The sequence below is a fragment of the Salinibacterium xinjiangense genome, from assembly GCF_014645015.1.
Lineage (GTDB): Bacteria > Actinomycetota > Actinomycetes > Actinomycetales > Microbacteriaceae > Rhodoglobus > Rhodoglobus xinjiangensis.
In genome coordinates this window covers 1,191,527-1,215,102 of sequence record NZ_BMLC01000001.1, presented here as the reverse complement: position 1 = coordinate 1,215,102, position 23,576 = coordinate 1,191,527, and the positions used below count along the sequence as shown (strand labels likewise).

The 23,576-nt window shown below is 60.7% G+C and carries 20 protein-coding genes and 2 pseudogenes; 17 read left to right on the top strand and 5 right to left on the bottom strand.

The window, feature by feature from the left end; translation table 11 throughout:
* A complete protein-coding gene (locus IEW81_RS05710) occupies positions 1-1,236 on the top strand; it encodes an ABC transporter substrate-binding protein (protein ID WP_188732675.1) in 1,236 nt (411 codons plus the stop codon).
* Positions 1,237-1,256: 20 nt separating this feature from the next.
* The gene (locus IEW81_RS05705) at positions 1,257-1,505 is read left to right on the top strand and encodes a hypothetical protein (RefSeq protein WP_097060047.1); all 249 of its coding nucleotides are present in this window, start codon (positions 1,257-1,259) and stop codon (positions 1,503-1,505) included.
* A gap of 321 nt (positions 1,506-1,826) precedes the next feature.
* On the opposite strand, the gene IEW81_RS05700 is transcribed toward IEW81_RS05705, so the two are convergent.
* Positions 1,827-2,027, bottom strand: a complete 201-nt coding sequence (locus IEW81_RS05700; protein WP_097060048.1) for a hypothetical protein — start codon at positions 2,025-2,027, stop codon at positions 1,827-1,829.
* Positions 2,028-2,079: 52 nt separating this feature from the next.
* Between IEW81_RS05700 and IEW81_RS05695 the strand changes: the two are divergent.
* Positions 2,080-2,448, top strand: a pseudogene (locus tag IEW81_RS05695) (carbohydrate ABC transporter permease); the annotation flags it as partial.
* Positions 2,449-2,707: 259 nt separating this feature from the next.
* On the top strand, positions 2,708-3,316 hold the full coding sequence (locus IEW81_RS05690; protein WP_218839984.1) for a carbohydrate ABC transporter permease: 609 nt from the start codon (positions 2,708-2,710) through the stop codon (positions 3,314-3,316).
* Between the two features lie 4 nt (positions 3,317-3,320).
* On the opposite strand, the gene IEW81_RS05685 is transcribed toward IEW81_RS05690, so the two are convergent.
* Complete coding sequence (locus IEW81_RS05685) at positions 3,321-4,007, bottom strand: FadR/GntR family transcriptional regulator (protein ID WP_097060050.1); 687 nt, start codon at positions 4,005-4,007, stop codon at positions 3,321-3,323.
* A gap of 48 nt (positions 4,008-4,055) precedes the next feature.
* On the opposite strand from IEW81_RS05685, the gene IEW81_RS05680 reads away from it, so the two are divergent.
* From IEW81_RS05680 to IEW81_RS05670, 3 genes and pseudogenes are all read left to right on the top strand, one after another.
* Positions 4,056-5,015 (top strand): aldo/keto reductase, encoded by a 960-nt coding sequence (locus IEW81_RS05680; RefSeq protein ID WP_097060051.1) that lies wholly within the window; start codon positions 4,056-4,058, stop codon positions 5,013-5,015.
* 150 nt (positions 5,016-5,165) lie between these two features.
* Positions 5,166-6,599, top strand: coding sequence for an L-fucose/L-arabinose isomerase family protein (locus tag IEW81_RS05675; protein ID WP_097060052.1), 1,434 nt, complete (start codon positions 5,166-5,168; stop codon positions 6,597-6,599).
* An 86-nt stretch (positions 6,600-6,685) separates the two neighbouring features.
* A pseudogene (locus IEW81_RS05670) lies at positions 6,686-7,890 on the top strand (DDE-type integrase/transposase/recombinase).
* 620 nt (positions 7,891-8,510) lie between these two features.
* On the opposite strand, the gene IEW81_RS05665 reads toward IEW81_RS05670, so the two are convergent.
* Together IEW81_RS05665 and IEW81_RS05660 are read right to left on the bottom strand one after the other, a co-directional pair.
* On the bottom strand, positions 8,511-9,227 hold the full coding sequence (locus tag IEW81_RS05665; RefSeq protein WP_097060053.1) for a FadR/GntR family transcriptional regulator: 717 nt from the start codon (positions 9,225-9,227) through the stop codon (positions 8,511-8,513).
* A 127-nt stretch (positions 9,228-9,354) separates the two neighbouring features.
* A complete protein-coding gene (locus IEW81_RS05660) occupies positions 9,355-10,149 on the bottom strand; it encodes an SDR family NAD(P)-dependent oxidoreductase (protein ID WP_179691790.1) in 795 nt (264 codons plus the stop codon).
* A gap of 304 nt (positions 10,150-10,453) precedes the next feature.
* On the opposite strand from IEW81_RS05660, the gene IEW81_RS05655 reads away from it, so the two are divergent.
* The 10 genes from IEW81_RS05655 to IEW81_RS05610 all read left to right on the top strand — a co-directional run bounded on the left by IEW81_RS05655 (position 10,454) and on the right by IEW81_RS05610 (position 21,944).
* Positions 10,454-11,446, top strand: coding sequence for a sugar ABC transporter substrate-binding protein (locus IEW81_RS05655; RefSeq protein WP_179691791.1), 993 nt, complete (start codon positions 10,454-10,456; stop codon positions 11,444-11,446).
* Between the two features lie 28 nt (positions 11,447-11,474).
* Positions 11,475-12,278, top strand: coding sequence for an ATP-binding cassette domain-containing protein (locus tag IEW81_RS05650; RefSeq protein ID WP_097060056.1), 804 nt, complete (start codon positions 11,475-11,477; stop codon positions 12,276-12,278).
* Positions 12,278-13,360 carry an ABC transporter permease gene (locus tag IEW81_RS05645; RefSeq protein ID WP_143544638.1) on the top strand — a complete coding sequence of 361 codons (1,083 nt, stop codon included), beginning with the start codon at positions 12,278-12,280 and terminating at the stop codon, positions 13,358-13,360. Before IEW81_RS05650 ends, IEW81_RS05645 begins: the two co-directional genes overlap by 1 nt.
* Positions 13,357-14,616: a mandelate racemase/muconate lactonizing enzyme family protein gene (locus tag IEW81_RS05640; RefSeq protein WP_097060058.1), complete on the top strand. Its 1,260-nt coding sequence runs from the start codon at positions 13,357-13,359 to the stop codon at positions 14,614-14,616. The genes IEW81_RS05645 and IEW81_RS05640 overlap by 4 nt, the downstream gene beginning before the upstream one ends.
* A gap of 25 nt (positions 14,617-14,641) precedes the next feature.
* The gene (locus tag IEW81_RS05635; RefSeq protein WP_179691792.1) at positions 14,642-15,682 is read left to right on the top strand and encodes a zinc-dependent alcohol dehydrogenase; all 1,041 of its coding nucleotides are present in this window, start codon (positions 14,642-14,644) and stop codon (positions 15,680-15,682) included.
* Positions 15,675-16,310, top strand: coding sequence for a bifunctional 4-hydroxy-2-oxoglutarate aldolase/2-dehydro-3-deoxy-phosphogluconate aldolase (locus IEW81_RS05630; protein ID WP_097060060.1), 636 nt, complete (start codon positions 15,675-15,677; stop codon positions 16,308-16,310). Before IEW81_RS05635 ends, IEW81_RS05630 begins: the two co-directional genes overlap by 8 nt.
* Positions 16,307-17,257, top strand: a complete 951-nt coding sequence (locus tag IEW81_RS05625; RefSeq protein WP_097060061.1) for a sugar kinase — start codon at positions 16,307-16,309, stop codon at positions 17,255-17,257. Before IEW81_RS05630 ends, IEW81_RS05625 begins: the two co-directional genes overlap by 4 nt.
* 73 nt (positions 17,258-17,330) lie before the next feature.
* Positions 17,331-17,483 carry a phosphoenolpyruvate carboxykinase domain-containing protein gene (locus IEW81_RS14465; RefSeq protein WP_229671248.1) on the top strand — a complete coding sequence of 51 codons (153 nt, stop codon included), beginning with the start codon at positions 17,331-17,333 and terminating at the stop codon, positions 17,481-17,483.
* 122 nt (positions 17,484-17,605) lie between these two features.
* Positions 17,606-18,475 (top strand): SMP-30/gluconolactonase/LRE family protein, encoded by an 870-nt coding sequence (locus IEW81_RS05615; protein ID WP_097060062.1) that lies wholly within the window; start codon positions 17,606-17,608, stop codon positions 18,473-18,475.
* 2,269 nt (positions 18,476-20,744) lie between these two features.
* Positions 20,745-21,944 (top strand): CaiB/BaiF CoA transferase family protein, encoded by a 1,200-nt coding sequence (locus tag IEW81_RS05610; protein WP_097060063.1) that lies wholly within the window; start codon positions 20,745-20,747, stop codon positions 21,942-21,944.
* Here IEW81_RS05610 and IEW81_RS05605 read toward each other — a convergent pair.
* Positions 21,941-23,431 carry a PucR family transcriptional regulator gene (locus IEW81_RS05605; protein ID WP_143544639.1) on the bottom strand — a complete coding sequence of 497 codons (1,491 nt, stop codon included), beginning with the start codon at positions 23,429-23,431 and terminating at the stop codon, positions 21,941-21,943. The genes IEW81_RS05610 and IEW81_RS05605 overlap by 4 nt on opposite strands.
* Positions 23,432-23,576: the final 145 nt, after the last annotated feature.

Genomic DNA, 23,576 nt, shown 5'->3' with positions numbered 1-23,576 from the left:
GTGACAACCTATCCTAAACATCCGAAGTATCTTCTCGTTATTTCGAGAATTTATTGCTTCAGACCCAGGAGACCATCAGAGTTGACAGGTAAACCTCCGACGTTTAGAGCAGGGAAGTCACCGTCGACACGACGCTTCCTCGGAGCTAGTCGAGACGTTGGCGGCACAGCATCATCATCGATCCCTCGCCACAATTCTGTTCACAATGACTCGAAGAAGTGTCAAGAAGAAGCACGTCATGCGGAGTGCCATCGCCCTGGCGGCGGTGTCCGTTTTCGCCCTTACCGGCTGCAGCGCCCCAGCCCCGAAACAGGAGGCGACGCACAGGCTACCGCTGAGATCACCTTCCTCACGTTCCAGAGCCCAAACCTCACCAAGGAATTCTGGAACAAGCAGGTCGCCGAGATTCAGAAAGAATTTCCGAACCTGAAGGTGACGATCCAGTACACACCGAACCTCGACTGTCAGGGATATGCTAAACAGCTTCTCGCCATGGGTAACCTGCCTGATGTGATCTGGGATGTTCCGCTGCAGGACTTCGTCACTGCGGGCGCGCTTCTGCCCTACGACGTGGCGGACCTCGCCGACATCGATGCTCCCGACACCGCGGGTCTCGTGGAAGACAAGCACTACGCGCTCACCCTCGGCGCGCAGGTCATCCCGATGATCTACTACAACAAGGATGTGCTCGAGGACCTCGGTATCGAGGTCCCGACGACATACGAGGAGTTGACCGCCGCGGCCAAGACGATCGAGGCGGCAGGTCTGACCCCGTTCCTTCTTGGTGGAGGCGCTGACACGTGGGCGTCCACGATCGTCCTCGACGGAATGATCACCACCGATGCAGTCGGAGCCAACCCTGACTGGGTTGAGCGGCGCAAGGCCGGTGAGGTTTCATTCACGGACCCGGAGTTCGCCTCCGCGGTGGAGAAGTGGAATGCGCTCTGCGCGGCGGGGTACTTCAACGCCGACGCGCTCACCATTGACTACAGCCAGCTGTCGGCGAAATTCGCGGCCGGCGACGGCATTATGTACCCGATGGGCATCTGGGCCGGTACCACCAAGGCTGACTTCAAGGTGGGCGTCTTTCCGCTGCCGAGCAGGTCAGGAGATGTCGTTCAGGGCCTCAACTACGGGCAGGCGCTCGGGGTTTCGGCGACCACTAAGAACGCCACCAGGCTAAGGCCTTCGCAGTCGCTCGCGCGATCGGAAAAGGCCCCAACCTCGCTCAACTGAATTCGGACAGCCTGATTCCCGTGGTGAAGGATTTTGAGATTCCCAGCGACACCGCGGGGCTTATTCTCGACACGGTCTCTGCATGCCGCACGGAAGAATCTACCTACGTTGATCCCTTCGGTTGGACCCAGGGAGGCCGCGCGTTGCCGTCCGGATTCTCTGCTGAGTTCGACAAGGGCGCACAGCAGCTCCTGTCTGGCTCGATCTCGGTGCAGGACTTCCTTAAGAATCTGGATGCTGCATTCGACGACCTCAACACCCAGGGATAAGCGAAACCCTTGTCTTCTGTAGTCAAAGCTCCCGCCGTTGGCCTCCTTAGCCGGGGTTGGCGGCGGAAGCCGCTCGCAGGACCCCGCTCGGGGCGCCCCTTCGCTCTTCCCGGACTGGTCGTGTACGGCGTGCTCGTGCTCGCCCCACTGGACCTGAGCCTCAGCTACTCATTCACGAACTGCAATCTGCTCTTCCCCCCAGCTGAGTTTGTCGGTCTGGACAACTACATCCGTCTGTTCGCCGATGCCACGTTCCTCTCCAGCTTCGCCTTCACCGCTGGGCTCACCATACTGACGCTCAGCCGCGTGAACGCGTTCGCTCTAGCGGTCGCGCTTCTTCTCGACAAGATAAACCGCGCCTACTTCGTCATGCGCACCGTTTTCTTCATCCCGGTCGCGCTGAGCGGGGTGATCGTCGCCTTCATCTGGTCTCGAGTGCTCACGGACAATGGCGTGCTCAATATCCTGCTTCGATCCCTCGGTTTTGAGCAGATCGCCCCTGAGCTGGCTCGGAACCCCCATCACCGCACAAGGTTCGGTGGTCTTCGTGACCGGGTAGCAGGCGACCGGGCTCGCCGTCGTGGTCTACGTGGCTGCCCTGCAGACCGTTCCCAAGGAGCTCATCGACGCCGCACGAATCGATGGTGCCGGCTGGACCGGATCTTTCCGCAACGTGACCTGGCCGCTGATCGCCCCGGCGCTCACCATCAACGCCACGCTGATCCTCATCAATGGGTTCAAGGCTTTCGACATCCCCACGGTGCTGACCGGGACCGGTCCTGGCGGGGCGACAGCAACGGTCGCCCCGGAAGTAATGCGCGTTGGGTTCACGCTCAACCGCGCTGGCCTAGCCTCAGCGATGGCCATAATCCTGCTGATCTTCACCGCGGTCGCCACGGCCCTCGTTGTCGGCTTTCTGCAACGATGGGAGGTGTCCAGTTGATCCAGCGAACCGCCGCACGTGCCCGCCGCCGGAGGACTCCTCGGGAGGCCACCCTGATCTGACTCGCTGTGTCCCTCATGGTCTCAGCCCTGTTAGGGGTTCCGCTCTACTTGGCTCTGGTCAATGTTTTCAAGACCAACGAACAGATCCTGTCGGCGCCCGCGGCGCTTCCGGCTCCCGTCACGTTGGACAATGTCATCACGGTTCTCAGCGGAAACGGTCCTGACTTCGGGGGCCGTTGCTCAACAGCTTCCTCATCGTGGTCCCGTCACTTGCCGGAACCGTCGTGCTCGGTTCAATGATCGGTTACTGCCTCGGCCGATCGACCGGTCTGACGTCGCGGTTGTTGCAGGGTCTGCTGCTGATCGGTCTCATGCTGCCGTTCCAGATGTTGTTGCTTCCGCTCTCGGTGATTCTCAAGACCCTCGGGCTCCAGGGCTGGTACCTGGGTCTGATCCTGTTCAACATCGCGTTCTACGTTCCGTTCGACGGGTTCGTCTACGCCCGGTTTATGAAGACCAATCCGTGCGAGCTGGAGGAGGCCTCGGCGCTGGACGGTGCCGGACACCTGCGAACATTCGTTCAGGTGGTCGTCCCGTTGCTGCGTCCGACGACAGCCAGCGTGCTGATCTTCGTCGGCGTCTGGATCTGGATCTGGAATGATTTCTTCAGCCCGTTGGTCATTCTGGATCCGGGTGGAGGCAGCACAATCACGACGGGCATCTATCGATCAATCGGCCAATACAAGGCGGATTTCGGAGCGATGTTTGCATTCACGTTGCTGGCCGCACTCCCGGTGCTGGCGTTCTTCTTCGCCATGCAGGACCGGTTCGTCGCGGGACCGGCCAGCGGTGCGACCAAGGGTTGAGAAACTAGGCCTCGCTGGCCTGACTCCAGCCGCGGAGCCACTGTTCTACCCCCGACACATGCACGATGGTCAACGCTTCGGCAAGAGATGCGTCTCCGATCGCAAGCGCCTCCACGATCGCTTTGTGCTCCGCGAGTGTTCGCGCCACCGAGTTCTCCTCCGTCAGCCCCCGCCAAACACGGGCACGAACGGTGTGCCCCGAGAGCGACTCGAGAAGTGTCGTCAGGTAGGAGTTGCCGGCCAGGTGAACGATCGCACCGTGAAACTCCAAGTCGTGAGCGACTAGACCTTCCACGCTCGTCTTGTCGTCCACGGAGCTGATCTGCTGGCGAAGGTTCTCGATGATGTCCGGCGTCATGTGCGCGGTGGCCAAGGCTGTCGCGGCGGGCTCAAGAAGTCGACGCACGGCAAAGAGCTCCAACACCGACGCGTCGTCGTGCAAATCGACCACAAAGGACATGGCCTCGAGCAGAAGACGTGGTTCGAGGCTCGTGACATAGGTCCCGTCACCTTGCCGAACATCGAGGACCCGGATAACTTCGAGAGCCTTGATGGCTTCCCGCATCGAACTGCGGGAGAGACCAAGACTTTCGCTCAGTTCCTTCTCCGGGGGCAGTCGGTCCCCGGGGGCAAGTTCGCCGTCGAGGATCATCTCCTTAATCTTGAGGATCGCGACATCTGTAACGGCCATGCGGATATCTTATCCTCGGCCCCAACCATTGCCACGTAGGAGGTATCGATGCTGAGCAGTGAAATCGGGTCGACCGGGGTGAGTCTCACCCAGCTGGGATTCGGCGGTGCCAGTCTCGGGAATCTCTATCGCGTGACCTCTCAGGAGGACGCCGACAGCGCTCTCGACCAGGCGTGGGCGAGCGGTATCCGCTACTTCGACACCGCGCCCCACTACGGGCTGGGTCTATCCGAGCGGCGCATCGGAACCGGGCTTGCGAGCCGGCCCCGCAGTGAGTACGTGATCTCGACGAAGGTCGGACGCCTTCTCATTCCCCAGGTGCCGCCGACCGAACTCGACCCGGAGATGTTCGTGGTCCCGGGCGACTGGCGCCGCGAGTGGGACTTCTCGCGCGACGGGGTCCTGCGCTCCGTGGAGTCGAGCCTGGTTCGTCTGAGGACGGACAGAATCGACATTCTTCTCCTTCACGATCCGGACGTATCGGGAATCGAGAAGGCGGCCGAGACCGGGGCTGCGGCGCTTATCGAATTGCGAGACCAGGGGGTGGTCGGGGCAGTGGGGATTGGCTCCAACTCATCCGAGGCCGTCGCTGAACTTTTCTCCCGGGCAGACATCGATCTTGCGATGCTAGCCGGCCGCTACACCTTGATGGAACCCCGAGGCGCCGACGCGGTGTTCGAGGCAGCGAGAGGTCGCGCTATCGTGAGCGCGGGCGTATTCAACTCGGGGCTGTTGGCGAATGATCGTCCGTGCCCCGGTGCGACGTACAACTACGAGCCCGCGAACCCACAGCTCATTCGTGAAGCGAATGTCCTTGCCGACATCTGCGAGCGACACGGCGTGACGCTGCCCCAGGCAGCACTCGCGTTTCCGCTGCGCAACCCAGCAGTGTGCAGCGTCGTGCTCGGCATGCGCAACGCCCAGCAAGTCGCTCACAACGTGAAGCTCGCGGAGGCTGCGCTTCCTCGATCCCTCTGGAGCGCGCTCGAGGACAGAGACTTGATATAGCCGCCGGCGCCAGACCGCACGAGCTTTGAACGGTCGACGAATCAGATGTTTGGACGCGAAATCCAGCCAATCACGGATGCTTTAGGAGTATTCTTCCCCTAGACATCCGATGTTTCTGCATCGACGCGGCGACCTGAAGATCTGGACACCATGAACAACACGACGGCATCCCTGTTGCCCCCAAAGACCCGACGCAAGACCCGGATCGGGTTGGTGGCCGGAGGCCTGGGGGCCTACTGGCCGCAGTTCCCGCAGTTGCTGCCGCAGCTGAAGGAGTCGACCGCCTGTGTCGTCGAGCGTTTCCAGCAGATGGATGCCGAGGTCACCGACGTCGGGTTCGTCTCCGACGCGCAGGAGGCCGCGATCGCCGCGGAGAGGCTGCGCGCCGCCGACTGCGACCTCATCGTCATGTTCATCACCACCTACCTCACGTCGTCGATGGTGCTGCCGATCGCGCAGCGCTCGAAGACCCCAGTGCTCGTGATCGACCTCCAGCCGACTGCGAAGATGGATCATGCAACCTTCGGCACGGGGGAGTGGCTGGCCTACTGCGGCCAGTGCTCCGTGCCGGAGGTGGGCAACGTGTTCCGTCGGGCGGGTATCCCGTTTCGATCCGTGTCCGGATACCTCCGGCAAGACTCCGCGTGGGAGCGGATCGGTCAGTGGATCCGCGCCGCCCACGTGCGCGCCACCCTCCGGCACGCTCGGCATGGACTGATGGGCCACCTCTATCCCGGCATGCTCGACGTCTCGACCGACCTCACCCTTCTCCCGGTGACGTTTGGCTCCCACGTGGAGGTGCTCGAGTTCGACGACCTCCGCGTGCGCGTCGAGGAGGTAACCGACGCGCAGGTGGACGATCGGATGGCGCTGGCGCGTGAGGTCTTCACCCTCGACGACTCCGTGCAGGGTGAGGACTTTGCGTGGGGCGCGAAAGTCTCCGTCGCCCTCGATCGCCTGGTCGACGACTTTGATCTCGACACCCTCGCCTACTATCACCGCGGTCTCGCTGGCGAGCAGCATGAGCGGCTCGGGGCGGGCATGATCCTCGGGGCGTCGCTGCTCACCGCGCGCGGGGTACCCGTCACTGGCGAGTATGAGTTGCGTACCACGGTCGCCCAGTTGATCACCCAGAGCGTCGGGGCCGGCGGCTCGTTCACCGAGATCCAAGCCTTGAACTTCGAGGACGGCGTGGTCGAGATGGGCCATGATGGGCCCGCCGACCTCGCCGTGAGCGCCCGAGACCCGCTCTTGCGCGGCCTCGGGATTTACCACGGCAAGCGGGGATGGGGCGTGAGCGTCGAGTTCGACGTGCAGCACGGCCCTGTCACCACGCTGGGCCTCGGCCAGGACCGCGATGGCACCCTGGTGCTCATCGCCTCCGAGGGGGTCGTCGTCGACGGGCCTCTCCTGGCGATCGGCAACACGACATCCCGCGTCGACTTTGGGATGGATCCCGGCCTCTGGGTCGACGAGTGGTCCCAGACCGGCATCGGCCACCATTGGTCGCTCTCCATTGGGCACCGCGCCGCTGACTACAAGGCCGCCGCCAACCTGCTCGGCATCGACTTCCGGCAGGTCTAATGTCGCTAACCGTCTGTTAAGTCTCAGGGCATGGGTGACGGTTCTGGGGCTCTTCGTGGTGACACTTCTTCGTCGATGTTTGAGGGATGAGCCTACTTCAGCCTGTTGATCCTCGTGTCCGTCTCGCGATCTCCCAGTGGCCAAGTGATGCGCCGCGCGGGTCGGTGACGACCTTCTGTTTTGAGCACGATCTCTCGCGCAAGACGTTTTATGCGATCCGCAAACGGGCGCAGCTGGAGGGCCAGGCTGCAGCGCTTCAGCCACGCACTCGTCGGCCGTCGAGGAGCCCGAATCGAATCTCCGATGAGGTGAAGGCTCAGGCTGTTGGGGTTCGTGCGGCGTTGGAGCAATCGGGGCTCGATCATGGCCCGATCAGTGTTCACGACAAGATGCGCGCTCTGAGGATGGAGCCGGTGCCGGCGGTCTCGTCGTTGGCGCGGATCTTCCGCGACGCGGGGGTTGCCCGGTTCGAGCCGAAGAAGACACCGCGGGCCTTTCACCGTCGGTTCGTCTATCCGGCGCCGAACACCTGCTGGCGGCTGGATGGAGCCGAATATGTTCTGACCGGTGGTCGCAAACGTGTGATCTTCCATCTCATCGACGACCACTCCCGGCTCGCAGTCGCCTCCCACGTTGCGTGGGGTGAAACGTCGGCCGGGGCGATCGCAGTCGTGTCCAAGGGCATCGCCGCTCATGGTGTTCCCCAGCGGCTGCTCAGCGACAACGGTGCCGCATTGAACCCGTCCCGCCGCGGAGTCCTCGGCCAGCTCGTCGCCTATGTCACCTCGCTCGGGGTTGAGCCGATCACCGGCAAAATCTATAAGCCGACGACGCAGGGCAAGAATGAGCGCTTCCACCAGACCCTGTTCCGATTCCTGGACGAGCAACCGCTCGCCGGCACCCTCGAGCAGCTGCAGTTGCAGCTGCAGATCGACCGCTTCGACCAGATCCATACACCGAGCGTCCGCGTCAGGGTCTGTCCGGCCGAGTCACCCCGCAGCGAGCGTGGGATGCGACCCCGAAAGTTGAACCGCCCCGCCCGACGCCCAGGCCTGCGCGGGCACTGCCCGACGATGTTCGGATGACGCGTGTTCGAGGCAACGGGACGATCTTCCTGCGGGGGATCCGGTTCCACGTCAGCCGGACCCTGGCCGGCAACCTCGCCTACCTCGTCGAGACCGAGACCTCGCTGCTCGTCTTCGACGACCAAGGGACGCTGCTCATCGAACACCCGTGGCCGGAACCCGGAACCAAATACGTCGGCGGCGGCAGACCGAAAGGCCCACACTGACCACGCAAAGCCGGCGAAGTGTTACCGATGTCCTAAGGCATCACAATAACCGATTATTTCTCCGGAAAAGCCCTGCCCACATTTCACCCACACTCGGGCGGCATCGTGGTCAACCCATGGCACCAGGGTCGCATGCTGTCACCAGCGTTTTGGCGGGATTTCATCTACTTCCGTAGGTTTCCGAGGATACGATCTTCGACTACGGATCAATCGGCCGGGGTTTCACATCGCTCCGGGTGCACCAATCATTCTCAGCCAGATGAGATTCAAAACCCCTGTCAGCCGGGAGTGTTTGGTTTCCGGCGTCAAACGGTTCTGGGCCTGCCGCTTACTCAAGAGTGTTATGCATCAGGACATCCCAGCCCCCACAGAAACCCCACAACTGCCCGAGATCGAGCAGTATCCAGATGGGTCGATGAGTGTCCAATTTCCCTCAAAACACTGGGAACCTTGACGGCGGTCGCCGGATCACGCGGGTCGAATAAGAGCTAAATCCCACCGGTCCCGCGAAATTTATGCCGGTCACAAGTATTTCTGTGTTCCTTTGGCATGGCAAAACCCTACAGAATCCCCACCAATTAGCGGCTGGACGCTTGCGACGGGACACTCCGTTCAGATCACTAGTTATCTCTACCAGTGAGGTCGCGTGCAACATCGGCTAGGGGTCGGTCCACGTCGTCACCGAACATTTCGAGCGCAAGGACGATGTGGCGGCGCATAGCGTTTTCGGCGCCGTCTGGGTCTCGTGCTTCGATTCGGTCAACGATTTCAATGTGAAGAGGGTCGCCGATTTCACGGACGAGCGAATCGCTGTGGCTCCGATACATCAGGTCGATCACAAACGTCGATATTGCGCCGAACATGAGGGTCAATACCGGATTCCCCGAGCTGTCTGCGATCCGCTGGTGAAAATCAAGGTCCGTGCTTACCCGGTCGGCCAAAGTTGTTGCGGACGTGTGGTGCTTGAGTAGTTCACGTAGCTGCGCAATATCGCCCGGGTTTGCTTCAAGCGCTGCTCCTCGCGCGGCAGCGCACTCGATCAGTTCTCGTGCGCGCACAAGGTGGCGCGACGTAACGCCTGCGTTTGTGGCAATCCGAACGACGGGCTGGGAAAGGTCTCGTGCTTGAGGGGCCCTAACGAAAGAGCCGCGCCCAGGGTAGATCGCGATGAAGCCTCGCTCCGCCAGTCCACTGAGCGCTTCACGAACCACGGTCCGGCTAACTCGGTAGGTGATTCCAAGCTCGCGCTCGGAAGGCAGCTTCTGTCCGGGTTGCAGAACACCGCTAATCAACTGTGATTCAAGATCCTTGCTTAACTCCGCGCGAGTACCGATCACGGTTGGTCCATTGCTTATGCCGGAAATTGCTGAAACTCCTCAATCTTGGATGGTGCAATCTACTCGAATCCTGCAATGTGAGCCATCACCTGCCGATCAGAATAGACCAGTGTCTTGCCTTGGTCGACTATTCGGCTGCCCCAAGCGAGCAACCGGCATCAACCAGCAGGACGCTCCCGGTCATGGTCTTCGCTCGGGGGGACGCGAGGAATGCCACAGCGTCAGCAATGTCTTGTGCTTGCTGCGGTTCGCCGAGCGGAATTGACCGCGAAACGCGCGCCGCATATTGCGGTTCATTTTCCAGCTGATCGCGAGCCATTCCGGCTCGTACGATGCCTGGCGCGATCGACATTGCACGAATCTTCAAAGGCGCTAATTCCATTGCAATTTGGCGCATGAGCTGATCGAGCGCGGCCTTCGATGCAGAGTAAGCAGCAATCTCGGGCCACGGGCGGGATGCTACCCAGGAACTCATAAAGATCACCAGCCCTGACCGATCGTCTGCTGCCATCTTGCGAGTCGCGCTCTGTGCAGTGAAAAACGCGCCAGTCAGGTTGATACCAATTTGCCGTTCCCAGGAGTCGGCACTAATAGTCAGGAACGGGCTCGACTGCACGACGCCCGCATTCACAACGGCAACGTCGAGGCGCGGCAGTCCGGAGATAAGTGTCTCGAGTGCTGCCGCATTTCGGACGTCGCATTGGGCGTAGGTCAACGATTCGGGCCCGACATCGGCAGATGCCGCGATTTCTGCGCTCTGCGCTATGCCAACCTCCGGATCCACTACATCCACAAGCAGGCAATCAAACCCGTCCCTCGCCAACGAATTTGCAATCGCACGTCCGATGTCGCCAAGCCCACCAGTAATCAGAGCTAACTGCTTCGTCCCATGGGGCCCGGACTGGACTGACTCGTTCGTCATTAATTTTCCCTCGAGATGTGGCGGCATTACCACTTGACAAAATTCCGTTACCTGAAATGATCATACATGTCATACCAGATTAACAGGGAGCTGCAATGGAGCACACACTGACGATCGCGCGCCACGCGACAGCCGCGCGCGCCGATCTTTCTACTCGGACTGACAGGCCATTGCTGATCCATTTCTCCTTGACAAATCTAGGGTTGTGCCCTCGCTTATCTTCTGTGGTCAGCACTCCCAATGGATTGTCAGCATCGACGACCATCACAAAAGTGCACCACCTACATGGCTAATGGAGGCCACCATGAAGAAGAGATCAGTCATTTCGCTGGTCGCGGGCCTTGCGCTCGTTGCCGGCCTCGCAGGATGTTCGACTAGCTCGGGCGGTTCGGCGAGCACGGATTCGACGACGAATGCAGATAAGCAACTGAACATCTGGTATGTCAACCCGCTGACGTCCTACCCGGCATGGGCAGCTTCGATGAAGAAGTTTGAGGACGAGGCAGCCGCTGGCGGCTACAAGGCCACAGCCGTCGGACCTAACAAGTTGGACACCGCCGCCAACGTCAGCCAAATCGAGCAGGCTATCGCGGACGAAGCAGATGGCGTCATCTTCTGCAACACCGACCCGACGTCTTTCGCGTCGACTATCAAGAAGGCTCAGGCTGCTGGTGTCGTCATGGTGACTATCGGTTGCATCGATGACGTCTCCGACTATTCGGTTGGAACTGACAACGTCGCCTTCGGAGAGACCGCGGCAGACACCATCGCCGCTGGCGCTGGGAAGAACGCTGTCGTAGCGATTATCTCGACCGACCAGACGACGCCGAATCAGCTCGCGCAGGTCAACGCATTCAAGGCAGCGATTGCTGACAAATACCCGGGGATTACGGTAGCTGCATGGGAGTCGGACAACTCCGACACCTCGGTGGCCGCGCAAAAGATCACGGCTTCAATTCAGGCGAACCCGTCGATCGATGCGGTGTGGTGCGTTGAAGGACAGTGCCCAGGTGGCGTGCCCACGGGCCTGAAGGAGGCTGGCAAGAAGCCCGGCGACATTTACGTCCTCGGTATCGATACCGTCAACACGACTCTGGCAGCGCTGAAAGATGGCTGGCTCGGCGCAACGCTGAACCAGTGCTGGTTCGACGCAACGCAGCTGGCCACGGATCTTATCAAGGCGAAGGCCAGCGGGAACGCAAACCCCCAGCAGTCGTGGGGTATCGGGGTCGACCAGGTGGCAACCGCGAATCTGCCTTACAAGGGATGCCCGCCGTCCCTGATCCCCTCCCTCTAACGCACCAAGAAAGATCGCGGACAGTCAGATGACACTCACAACGCAAGGCACGGGTGGACAGGTAGCCGAAGAAGCACCCCCAGCCCTCGAGATAACCAACGCATGGAAGAGTTTCGGGCATGTGTCGGCCTTGCGCGGGGTGTCACTGACTGTCCGCGGAGGGGAGGTGCTTGCCCTCGTTGGAGACAATGGAGCGGGCAAGTCGACTCTCGTCAAAGTTCTGTCTGGCGTTTACCCAGTGGACTCCGGCAATATCACCATCGCCGGAGTCCCCTTGGAACGCGCCGACCCGCGTCTCGCCCGCTCACGAGGAATCTCAACAGTGTTCCAAGATCTCGCGGTCGTCGAGACCCTCGACATCGCGGCCAACGTATTCTTGGGCCAACCGCTTCGGCGGTTTGGTATCTTCGCCGATCGGAAGCAGATGATTTCCCAATCTGCTGCCATCCTCCGCAGTCTGAAAGTGCGGGTGCCCAGCGTCAGGGTGGCCGCTGGCGAGTTGTCGGGTGGCCAGCGGCAGGGTGTCGCTATCGCCAGGGCGGTTCGTCAAGACAATCCAATTATCTTGATGGACGAGCCGACAGCTGCCCTCGGTGTGCGTGAGACCGCCCAAGTCGGCGAGATCATCCGATCCCTTCGGGAACACGGTAAGGCCGTCATTCTGGTCTGCCACGACCTCGAGTTCATCTTCGCTCACGCCGACAGAATTCAAGTCCTGCGTTTGGGACAGGTTCAAGGTGTTCGCGACGTCTCGGCAACAACCCGAACCGAAATTGTGTCGCTGATCACAGGAGCAATTGCCCGTGACGTCGATGGCGAGGTGAGTGAGTGATGTCAACACCACAGGAGCAGAACAAGAAGACAACAACGGATGCGCTCGCGCCTACCCTCAGCACGTCCGACGTCGACTTGGCAGACCTAGACGTATCCCTGATCAAGCGTGTCGTTATGAGCCCGTCTTTCGCGCTCAGCGTGGCCATCGGCTTGTTCGTGATTTTCGGGCTCACCCAGTCGCCACAGTTCGCAAACCCGCAAGCATGGATCAACATATTGAGGGATGCCACACTCATCGCAATGCCTGCGGCATTTGCCTGCATTGTTCTGGTCAGCGGCGGACTCGACTTGTCTGTCGGATCCGTGCTCGTTGCAGGGGCAATGGCGTCCGCAGCGGTTGCTAGTGCCGGGCTCGGAGCCGGGACGGCCTTTCTCGCTGGGACAGTTGTCGGGGCCGTAATCGGACTCATCAACGGATTCTTCGTCAACTTCGCAAAGATTCCGCCGATCATCGTCACCCTGGGTTCGCTGTTCGCCGTGCGGGCAGCAGTAGTTGCCTCAACGGGAGGCAACCCCATCGGCCCACTTCCCGATGACTTCACCTTCTGGGGCCAAGGCGACATTTTTGGTGTCCCGATAGTGATCATGGTGGGGCTCGTTGCCGTCGTTGCCGCACACATTGTGCTCAGTCAGACCAACTATGGCTGGTCGATCAGGGCGATCGGAGGCAACCTCATTGCGGCACGAAGCGCAGGAATAGCCGTTCGTAAGGTATCCATTTCGGTTTATGTACTCAGCGGCACGGCGGCCGCATTCACTGGGGTTGTCCTCGCAGCTCGACTCGGCTCCGGATCACCAACGTTTGGCCAAGGATACGAGCTTCAAGTGATCGCGGCGGCGGTGATCGGTGGCACCAGCATCTACGGTGCGATCGGCACCGTCCCGGGTGCCGCACTCGGTGCCCTCCTGCTCAGTGTCCTGTCCAATGGGCTCGTGTTGCTGAAAATTGACCCTACCTGGCAGAACTTCGTCATCGGTGTTGTCCTCGTTGCAGCGGCGGGTCTGGACGTGTTCCGTCGCCGCCAGATGTTCAGGGTCTCGGCAAAACGGACGGCAGCATCAAGGAAGGTCAGCTCGTGATCGAAAACGACGAGATGGCTGGAGTCTTGCCAAGTGAAATCAGCACCGCAATGATGCCCAGAATCACTGCGGTGGAGACCATCCGCACTCCGCTGCAATCCAACGTCACCTTTGTTGCAATACACGATGACGCGGGAAACACTGGACTTGGCGAGACCTTCTATGGATCCACAAGCGTTGAAGCGTACATTCACGACGTTGCTGTACCGCTGCTCAGAGAGCATCGTGGCCCGACTTCACCGGCAAAGACGTCGCGGCTGCTCTCTGGATATGTGGGCTATTCCGGCTCTGGTTCTGAAGTCAGAGGCAATTCTGCAATAGACATCGCGCTGTGGGACCTTCTCGCAAAACGTGCTGCTCTTCCCCTTCGGGAGCTGCTTGGCGGGCCGACTCGAGAGAGTATTTCCACCTACAACACCTGCGCCGGTAACGACTACGTCAACGCGCAGTCGCGTCAATCCTCATCGAACTGGGGGATCGGGTTAGGATCGGGGAAGCGCTACGAAGACCTTGAGGCCTTCCTCACGCGGCCGGGTGAGCTAGCCCAGGAGCTCCTCGGCGAGGGCTACACAGGAATGAAGGTTTGGCCGTTCGACCTCGCAGCGGAGGCGAGCGCCGGCGATCACAAGACCTCTCTCGACTTCGGACTGCACGTTCTGGATGAAATTCGAAACGCGGTGGGTGATGCGATGGATCTTTATCTTGAGTTGCACTCGTTGTGGACACTTCGCGGCGCTGGGCGCCTCGTCAAGGCACTTGAGCCCTTCGAACTTGCATGGATTGAGGATCCGCTTCGAGCAGACCACTCCCACGCCCTGCACTCTCTTAAGCAATCGACAAACATTCCCATCGCGGTCGGAGAGAGCATTGGGGGTGGGTTGAGTCCATACCGGGCACTGCTCGACACTCGGAGCATTGACATTGCCATTGTCGATCTCGGGTGGAGCGGTGGAATCACTCCAGGTCTGAAGACCGCATCAATTGCGGAACAATACGGGATTCCGATCGCACCGCACGACTGCACAGGACCCGTTGCGCTTGCGGTCGCGACCCACTTCGTGACCGCAATACCCAACGGATACGTCCAGGAGGTTGCACGCGCTTTCTACCACGGCTGGTATCACGACATTGCCGATGGACTGCCCGTGATTGCGGATGGTGCAATCACTCCCGCAAAATCAGCCGGCCACGGTGTGGTGCTTCGCGACGAATTTCTTTCTTCACCCGCAACGATTCGAAGGATCTCAAATCTCTAGCGAATTCACTGAGCTGGGTAACAAGATGCTCGCGCTCAGGTGGCATGGCAGGCGAGACATTCGACTCGACATTGTCGACATCCCGGCTGTTGATCGGCCGATCGACGTACTTCTTGCGGTTGAGGCGTGTGGAATATGTGGCACCGACATCGAGGAATGGCGGGAAGGTCCGATCGCGATTCCCGCAGAATTTGTTCAGGGGGAGGCGCAAAGGGCGTTGGTGCTCGGCCACGAATTCTGCGGACGAGTCATCGACGCCGGCAGAGATGCCCCCTTCGAGCGGGGGCAGCTCGTCGCTGTAGAAGTCAACATCCCCTGTGGTAGCTGCGCGGCATGCCGTGATCAGAGATCCAACAACTGTCCCTCAGTAGTGGCTTTGGGGCTACAAGACAATGGTGGGCTGGCAGAATTTGTCGTCGTTCCAGCATCCTCTTGTATCGCCGTCGCTGAGTCGGTTGACCCGAGAGTATTAGCGTTCGCCGAACCATTGGCGGTGGCGGTTCACGCGGTCTCGCGAATAAACCTTCAACCACGTGACTCGATCGCGATCTTCGGGGCCGGTGCAATCGGCCTTCTGCTTGCGCTTCTCTTTCGAAATAGCGGACACAGCGTCACGCTGGTGGAATGTTTGGCCGCACGACGTGAACTCGCCTCCCAGCTCGGGTTTCATGTGATTGATACGGAACTCGCCGGGCAGAAACGAGCAGAGTTCGATGCCTGTTTCGAAGCAACAGGAAACCCGAGTGCCATCAGCGACGCCGTGGATGCGACACGACCCGGCGGGTCTGTTGTTCTCCTGGGTGTGAGCACTCGAGATCTCGGACTCAGCGCGTGGCGTCTGGTGGAGGGCGAGCTATCGCTGATCGCCTCCAAGTCACACACCATGAAGGACTTTGCCGAGGCGGTTGAAGCGTTAGTCTCGGGAGCGATTGACGTGAGCGCGTTTCCGCTGGAGCTGTTCCCCCTCGAAGACGCTCTTCTGGCATTTGCCGGTGTGATGGCGCAGCCCGATGCCTATGTCAAGCGCATGATGGTTGCTCTGCCGCTGATGGGCACCAATGGATAGCGCGGGAAGGAGCGGATATCCGGTCGGGTTGATTCCCGTTGTGGTGATTGACGATTTTCGTTCCGCTGCGCAACTCGCGCGCGTTTTGGCGGATTCGGGGGCGACGGCAATCGAAATTACCCTTCGTACTCCGGACGCCTTCCGTGCTATCGAGTCAGCCATCAATCAGGGTGGGCTTTCCGTCGGTGTCGGGACGGTGACAAACGTTGAGGATCTCCGGCGCTCCTGTGCGGCCGGTGTCGACTTCGCCGTGTCGCCCGGGTTCCGATCTGACATTGTCACAGAGGCCCAGAATCTCGGAGTCCTGGCCATACCCGGTGTTGCGACTGCGACCGAGATCATGATGGCCGCCGCTAATGATGTCACGTTGGTGAAGTTCTTCCCGGCGGCTGCGACCGGAGGAGTTGCTGCCCTTCGAGCGTTCGCCGAGGTCTTTCCAGATACGAGATTCATGCCGACCGGCGGCATCGCCGAGGCCGATGTCCGGGCATACCTGGCAATCAAGTCAGTCGTAGCCGTTGGGGCTTCCTGGTTGGCACCGCGAGCAATGATTATTGAACGCCGATTTGCGGAAATTGGCGCAACTTACGCGCGAGCATCCGCCTCGGTCTCGGACCTCGTATCGTGACCTACAACCTCTACACCTTGGGTGAGAGCATGGGCGTCATCCAAACCCCCACGGGAACCCTCTTCGAAAGTGCGTCCACCTGTCAGGTCAGCATCGGCGGTGCCGAGTCCAATGTGGCAATTGGGGCAGCACGTCTTGGGCTTGATGTCATGTGGGTCGGTCGTGTCGGGGATGATTCGCTTGGCCGTCGCATAACCAAGGAATTGCGCGGCGAAGGGGTCCACGCGCAGGTGACGGTGGACGCGGTCGCCCCCACGGGCCTCCTACTCAAAGAGATGCGGAGCGTCGAGCACACCAAGGTGTCCTACTACCGTCGAGGAAGTGCGGGATCCCGACTTAACGTTGGCGATGTTCACGAATGGGCGATTGCAGACAGCGAGGTTGTTCACCTCACCGGTATAACGCTCGCACTCTCAGATACAGCGCGCGACGCGGTACGCCACGCCGCCGACCTCGCTTCCCGCGTTGGGACGGCGCTTTCGTTCGACATAAACCATCGTGAATCACTCTGGGGCCGCGATGACGCGCGCGACGAGTACACCTATATTGCCGATCGTTCGTCGATCTTGTTTGCCGGAATCGATGAGGCCAGAATGATCGCGCCATCGGGTACCACCGACAACATGTTGGCGGCAAGACTATCCGAGAAATTTCGGATACCCGAGGTGATCATCAAACGCGGCGCAGATGGGGCCGATGCCGTCATCAACGGCAAGTACATAGAGGTCGCGGCCTACAAAGTCCCCGTCATTGACACCGTAGGCGCAGGCGATTCCTTTGCCGCCGGATACCTCGCCGCGCGAGCCAAGGGCGGAGCTCCCGTTCAGTGGCTCGAGACCGCGGCGATCGTGGCAGGCTTCGTCTGCATGACACCTGGCGATTGGGGTGGTGCTCCCCGATGGAGCGACGTCGAAAGCGCCAATGCCAACGAATGGGTGAGTCGATGACCAATTCACAATCCAAATTCCACCCACGGACATCAGAGAGTGAGCGTCCGTGACAAGCATCTGCGGTAGGGCCATGGGCGCGAATTCTCAAACAAACCGGCGGATCTCTCGGTGGCCACTCAAGGATTCCGCCACGGAGACCCCTCAGGGCGTAATCATCGTCGCGACAAACTTCGGTGGCCGCGATGCGACCAACGTGCCGCTAGTGGTGGAGGCACGGGAATGAGAGTGCACGTGCTTCTTGGTGTCACAGTCTCGTCTGAGAGCAGCGCGGCCGCCGAAGGCACCCCGGTGAGATGGACTCGGGTTGGCTTCCCCCACAATTTCGGCGGGATGGCAGGCTAGTCGATGCCGACCGTGCTGACCGACGCGACCCCACTAACCCAGGACCGATTCCAGCATGCGGAAGGTCCAGTTTGGGATGCGGCCGAGTCCCGATTGCTTTTCGTGGACATGCTTGAGGGCAATCTTGTGATCATCGATGGCATCGCTCATCATCGTCCCCCACGGACGACGATTCTTCATGTCGATGACGTGCTCGCGTTTATAAGGCCGCGACGAGACGGTGGATGGGTTGCGGGGTCAGCCAACTCAATTCTGATCCTTAACGAGGAATTCGCGGTAGTCGATCGGCGGAAGATACTTCATGACCGACGAACGAGATTCAACGAGGGCGGCTGCGACGAGCACGGGATCTTGTATGCCGGAACCATGGCCAATGACGCCACGCCAAGTCTTGGGGCACTATATCGAATTGACCAACACCTAAAACCCGAAGTCATCTTGACAAACGTTACGGTTTCAAACGGATTTGTGCCGCGTCCTTACGGCGTTGGAAACTACTACGTCGACAGCGCAACTCGGCGGATAGACATCCTCACGGTTGACGGCGGCCGCACCACGCGTGAGCCATTCGTCATGTTCGAGGCGGACGATGGAACCCCCGATGGCTTGGCCGTAGACACAGATGGCGGGGTATGGGCCGCGCTCTGGGGATCGGGCAGGGTACAGCGATACGATCCGTCCGGGTCGCTGACCCACGTCATAGCGCTACCCACCTCTCAAGTGAGCTCCTGTGCCTTCGGTGGTCTGGACCGGTCAACTTTGTTTATCACAACCTCTCAAGTTGAATCGGCTGAGGGGGATTCGCTCGCAGGAGCAGTCTTCTCGGTAGATACCGACTTTCGCGGGTTTGAATTAACATCCTCGGTTCTCTAGTTGTACTGCCCATGGAAGTTGGTTAATCGGCTGACGGGTGGGACAAAATGAGGTCTTTGGGGATGGCCTCGATGCAGGCTTGGGAGGCCAGGAGACCAAATCCGTCCTGTCTGCTGGGATGGCATCCGCCGCACCACGGTCGCCGCCAACGGAATCGTCCAGGTCCGGCAAGCACAGTTCCATGTCACCCGGCTCCTCGGCCAGAGCGTCTATCTCGTCGAGACCGACCAGCACCTGATCGACTTCGGCGACCAAGGCGCCAAGCTTATGAAGCACCGCTGGCCAAGACTGGGAACGAATACGTCAGCTCCGGCCGACCCTGAGGGCGGCAACCTCGCACCCTCGAGTGTCAGCGATGTCTTGATGAACAAAGTGCCACCGATGTCCTGATACATCACACGAGTACAGCGCTATGTCATGTATCAGGGCTGTTATGTATCAGGACTTCCCAGCCCCCACAGAAACCCCGCAACCGCCTGAAACCGACCAGTGTCGTGATGGGTCTCAGAGTGCCTTAATCGCTCTAAAACACTGGGTTCTCTGGCTGCGATCGCTGGATTGCTGGGGCCGGATAAGAGTTCAAATCCCACCGGTTCCGCCAAAAATTTTGGTCAGAAGCACAATTCATAGCCGTGTACCTGCGGTTCGGCCGCACTTGAGACAGTCCCGTGGGCTCGTGTGAGCGATTGAGCTGGAAAGACAGTCGGTCCGCTTTGGCTGCGGCTGAAATCTTTTCTGGCGTGAGTGGGCCCCGCAGGTCAGGTTCTGAGCGCGATCGCCTGTGGCGATAGTTTCGGCTAGTAGGCCTGGCCTCGGCCACGCGAAGTGTGTGCACACCGAGGGCGAGAGGGCACGTCAACCCTCAGAAGGCCCGCATCTCGAAAATCTAAAGATTAACGAGGCACTAGCAGCTGGCCCCACTGCGCCGAGGCCCCCAGCATTTCCGGCGGGAGTTGCTGTCCCATAAAGCCATCTCGTTGCATCTTGTGTCTCTCAAGTCGCGGCAGGTCTTTCCAAGACGGGACGGTCGACTGGGACTCGCCGATATCCTCCCCTCCAAAGTCAATTGCACAGCTAGCGTCTGTACGTAAACCGATCGTTCTACGAGACGATGCGAAATCCCGCTCTAAACCGATGCGGGCTTATGAGCAACGTGTGTCGGCTTCTCGTTGAGGGTGTGCGCAAGCTTTTGTTTTGAACTTCGGTCTTACCAGACCGGAATGAGATCCCTCACACGGGTCTGCTGCACGGATAGGTGACAGTTTTGCCCTGCCCTGCCCTGCGGTTTGGTCATTGTCTCGGTGTGAAGATTAGGCCGAAATGAATGTTTGCCCAGAGTGTTCCGCGTATTCAGGTGTGGAGAGATGGTTCAGATGGGAATGGCATGGTGCTGTTCTGACGTAGTCCGTGGCACTCGTCCGAACGTGATGGGTCCTCGGTCGAATAGACGCATCACTGATTATTTCTCAGAAAACACCATGCCGACATTTCACCCACACTTGGGCAGCATCCTGGTCAACTCGCGTCACCGAAGTCGAGCCCTGTCACCAGTGTTTTCATAGGTTTTCGGCCACTTCCGCATAACTCCGGGCATCCGGCTCTCGACTACGGATCAATGGGCCGAGGGTTTCACATCGCTCCGGGTGCACCAGAAATAATAAGCCTGACCGGTATCTCTATCGGAGTGCTGTCCGACCCGTCGTGGTTTCTGCCCACGCTTCATAACAGTTTCAGGCCCATTTCAGGCCCATTTCGGGCCGAAATGCGACCTGTCGGGTTCTGCCGAGTCCAGCGTTTGTCTGGGTTTGGGCCCAGCGGGTCAAGTTGACCTATTGGCTCCTGATTAGACGGTCAATGGTGCCTATCTATCGGAGCTGCGCAGCGGTAAGCGGACATTCTATTAAATGCCTCGAGCGGATCAGCCAGCTGCGAGCTCGACGGGCAGCGAGGCGAGCATCGCGAGCATTCCGCTCAGCAGACTGGGCGTGAGCGTCGGGCTGGAGGTTTCGTCCGTCTCCGGCTCGAACTGGCGGACGGAAGGACCTGCCCGTCATCTCCCATCATGGCCAGATGATGGTATCGGTCGTCGGCGACGGCAGCATGGCACTAAACGAAGGCCCCGTCGGTGACCCACACGTCACGGCGTCAATCAAGCCGACAGCTGTCCCTTTTAGCGATTTCGGCCATGGAATGGTGATTATGTCCAATGCGACGCCAACACCCGCGCCCATACGTTAGGTACCATCAAACGCCGACGAACGGAGCGCCCATGACGAAGAACACCACGGGTGCATCGCAGGCCTTGCCCCTCGAAGGGCTGCTGGTTGCCGACTTTTCGAGAGTGCTGGCAGGTCCACTCGCGACCATGACGCTCGCTGACTTGGGCGCACGGGTGATCAAGGTGGAGAGACCCGGCGTGGGTGACGACACCCGGCAGTGGGGACCGCCGTTCTCTGGTACGGGATCGACCTACTTCGAGAGTGTGAACCGCAACAAGGAGTCAATTTGCCTCGACCTCGGGAACGAGGCAGACCGCGATGTTGCACTCGAGCTCGCGTTACGGGCCGACATCGTGGTCGAGAACTTCAAGCCCGGCGGGATGGAGAAGCTCGGGCTCGGCTATGAACGCCTCAGTCGGGACAACCCGGGCCTCATCTACGCCTCGATCTCGGGCTTCGGCAGTGTCGGCGGGCCTGAGCGGCCGGGGTACGACTTCATTGTGCAGGCGCTCGGCGGTCTGATGAGCATCACGGGTGATGCGGCGGGCTCGCCGATCAAGGTGGGTGTTGCGCTCGTCGACATCCTGACGGCAAAAGACGCCACCATCGGCATTCTCGCCGCGGTGCACGCTCGCGACGAGACTGGGCTTGGCCGCCACCTCGAGGTCAACCTGCTGTCAAGCCTTCAGGGTGCACTCGCGAACCAGGGCCAGGCGTACTTGGGTGCTGGCGTCGTTCCAGAGCGGATGGGCAATGCTCACCCGTCGATCGCCCCCTACGAACTGCTCAACTGTGCCGACGGGCAGCTCGCTATCGCCTGCGGGAACGACGGCCAGTTCAGGGCGATTCTCAGCGTGCTCGCCCTCGAGGAATATCTTGTCGACGAGCGGTTCACGACCAACCGTGCGCGCGTCACGAATCGGCCAGAGCTCGTCGCAATGCTGGAAGTGCGGCTCAGAACCCGTATTGCGTCAGCGTGGCAGGCTGCCTTCACCGCTGTCGGCGTGCCTGCAGGCCAGGTCGGCACGATCGCCGACGGGCTCGAGCTGGCCGCGTCGCTCGGGCTTGAACCGACCATCGAGGTGCAGGATGCGACGGGTAAGACTGTGGGCACCCAGATTCGCAATCCCATCACATGGTCGCCGCCGCTCGCCCCTCGAACTGCCGCGCCGCCCGCCCTCGGGGAGCACAGTGCCGCTGTGCGCGACTGGCTCTCATCAGTCGGGAGCCCGCTGCTCGGTGCTTCCTAGCTGACTCTCCGGAGCGCCAGCCACAGGTTCGCCGATACGTCTGGGTCATCGAGATCGGCGTTGATGAGCTTCGATGCGATGCCGATACGGTGTCGCAGGGAGTTGCGATGAATTCCCAACTCGCGCGCGGCGACCTCCCACTGGCCCTGATGGCGAATGTAGCTCCTGACCGTGCCCACGAGATCGGCGCGCCGGTAGTCCGTGAGCTGCACGACCCACTCCGCCGTGCGCGGATCGAGCAGGCTCTGGCCGGTTGAGAGGTGCCCGATCGGCGCGACCTCGCACGCCCGCCGCAGCTCGCCGAGACTTTCTGCCACCTGGCTGAGCGGCATCGGTCGAGTCAGCGCCGCGGCGAACTGGGCAGGCCTGCCCAGTCTCCGCGAGACCGCAGTCTCAACGGAGGCAGGGTCCCTGACGCCATGACCCGAGTCGGCCGGCGACTCCAGAATCAGGTAGCAGAAGCCGTCTTTCATCGAACGAAGGCGAGACCGACGGATGCTGTCACCGAGCTTCGCGGCCGACTCGCCAGTCAGCATGGCCGCGACCTGTTCCGCGAGTTCTGCGGTCGACAGGGACTCAAGGTTGTCGCCCCGAACGGCGAGCAGCTGCACCCGTTCGGCAAGCGGGGGGCCGGTGAGATCCCCGGCCACGAAACGGGCAGCATCGACGAAGCCGCTCATGGCGAGGGTCGCGGTCATGGTGCTCAGAATCGAGTTCGCTCGAGTGAGCTGCCACTCGCGCCGGGCTGTGACAGCCAGCAGCATGCAGCCCGTCAGCATCAGCTGTCGATCGGCCTTTCGCGGGGGCCGGCCAGCGCACACGGCCAGAAAGCCAGCGGTTCGCCGGTCGGCGATTATGGAGTACTCGATGACATCCATCCCTTGAAGCGGAAAAGTGGCTGCCGAGTGGGTGCCCGCCAGGCCGAGGCGTGCCGTCTCCTCGCGCAGCTGGGGCAGAATTCGGCTCTCCGCTGGCGGCCAATACGTCTCGGCCGAGCCATCGGCCGGGAGGTAGACGGCCCAGCCGCCGAGAGCTGTGCTCAAAACCTTCACGACTGCGGCGACGGCCTCGGGCCGGGTCGCCGCCTGGGTCAGCGACGTCTGCAGGCTGAGGCTCGCCGCGAGATCGGCCTGCTCGGTCTCGCCCACTAGATCCCAGTAGGCCCTGGAGACATGCATGAAGGGGATGCCCTCTGGAACGACGAGGAGGATCAGCCCGGCATCGGTACAGGCGGCCTCGAGTCCCGCCGGCACAGCGTCAGTGCCGGCACCTAGGCCGAGGGCGAGGGCGACGACACCCCGGGCCGCCAGACGGTTGATGTAGTCGCGAACAGTCTCGCGCTCGCCGGCGAGAGGGATGCCCGTGGTCAGGAGGAGTTCCCCGCCCTCCAGGTACGGTGTCGGGTCGTCCAGCTCTGAAATGTGCACTCCGGTGAGCTCGACCCTGCCGACCGGATCGCCGTTGATCGGGCGGAGTCTATTGCCCATTTTTTCGCAGAGCTGGGTCAGGCTGATCACAGCGACACATCGATTCTCCAGCCCGGCTGGTGATTTGCTGGATATTCTAACCAGAAATTAGGATCGGTTGGTCAATACAGCTAATGCTGCCCTGAGGGCTCGTTGCTAATTTATG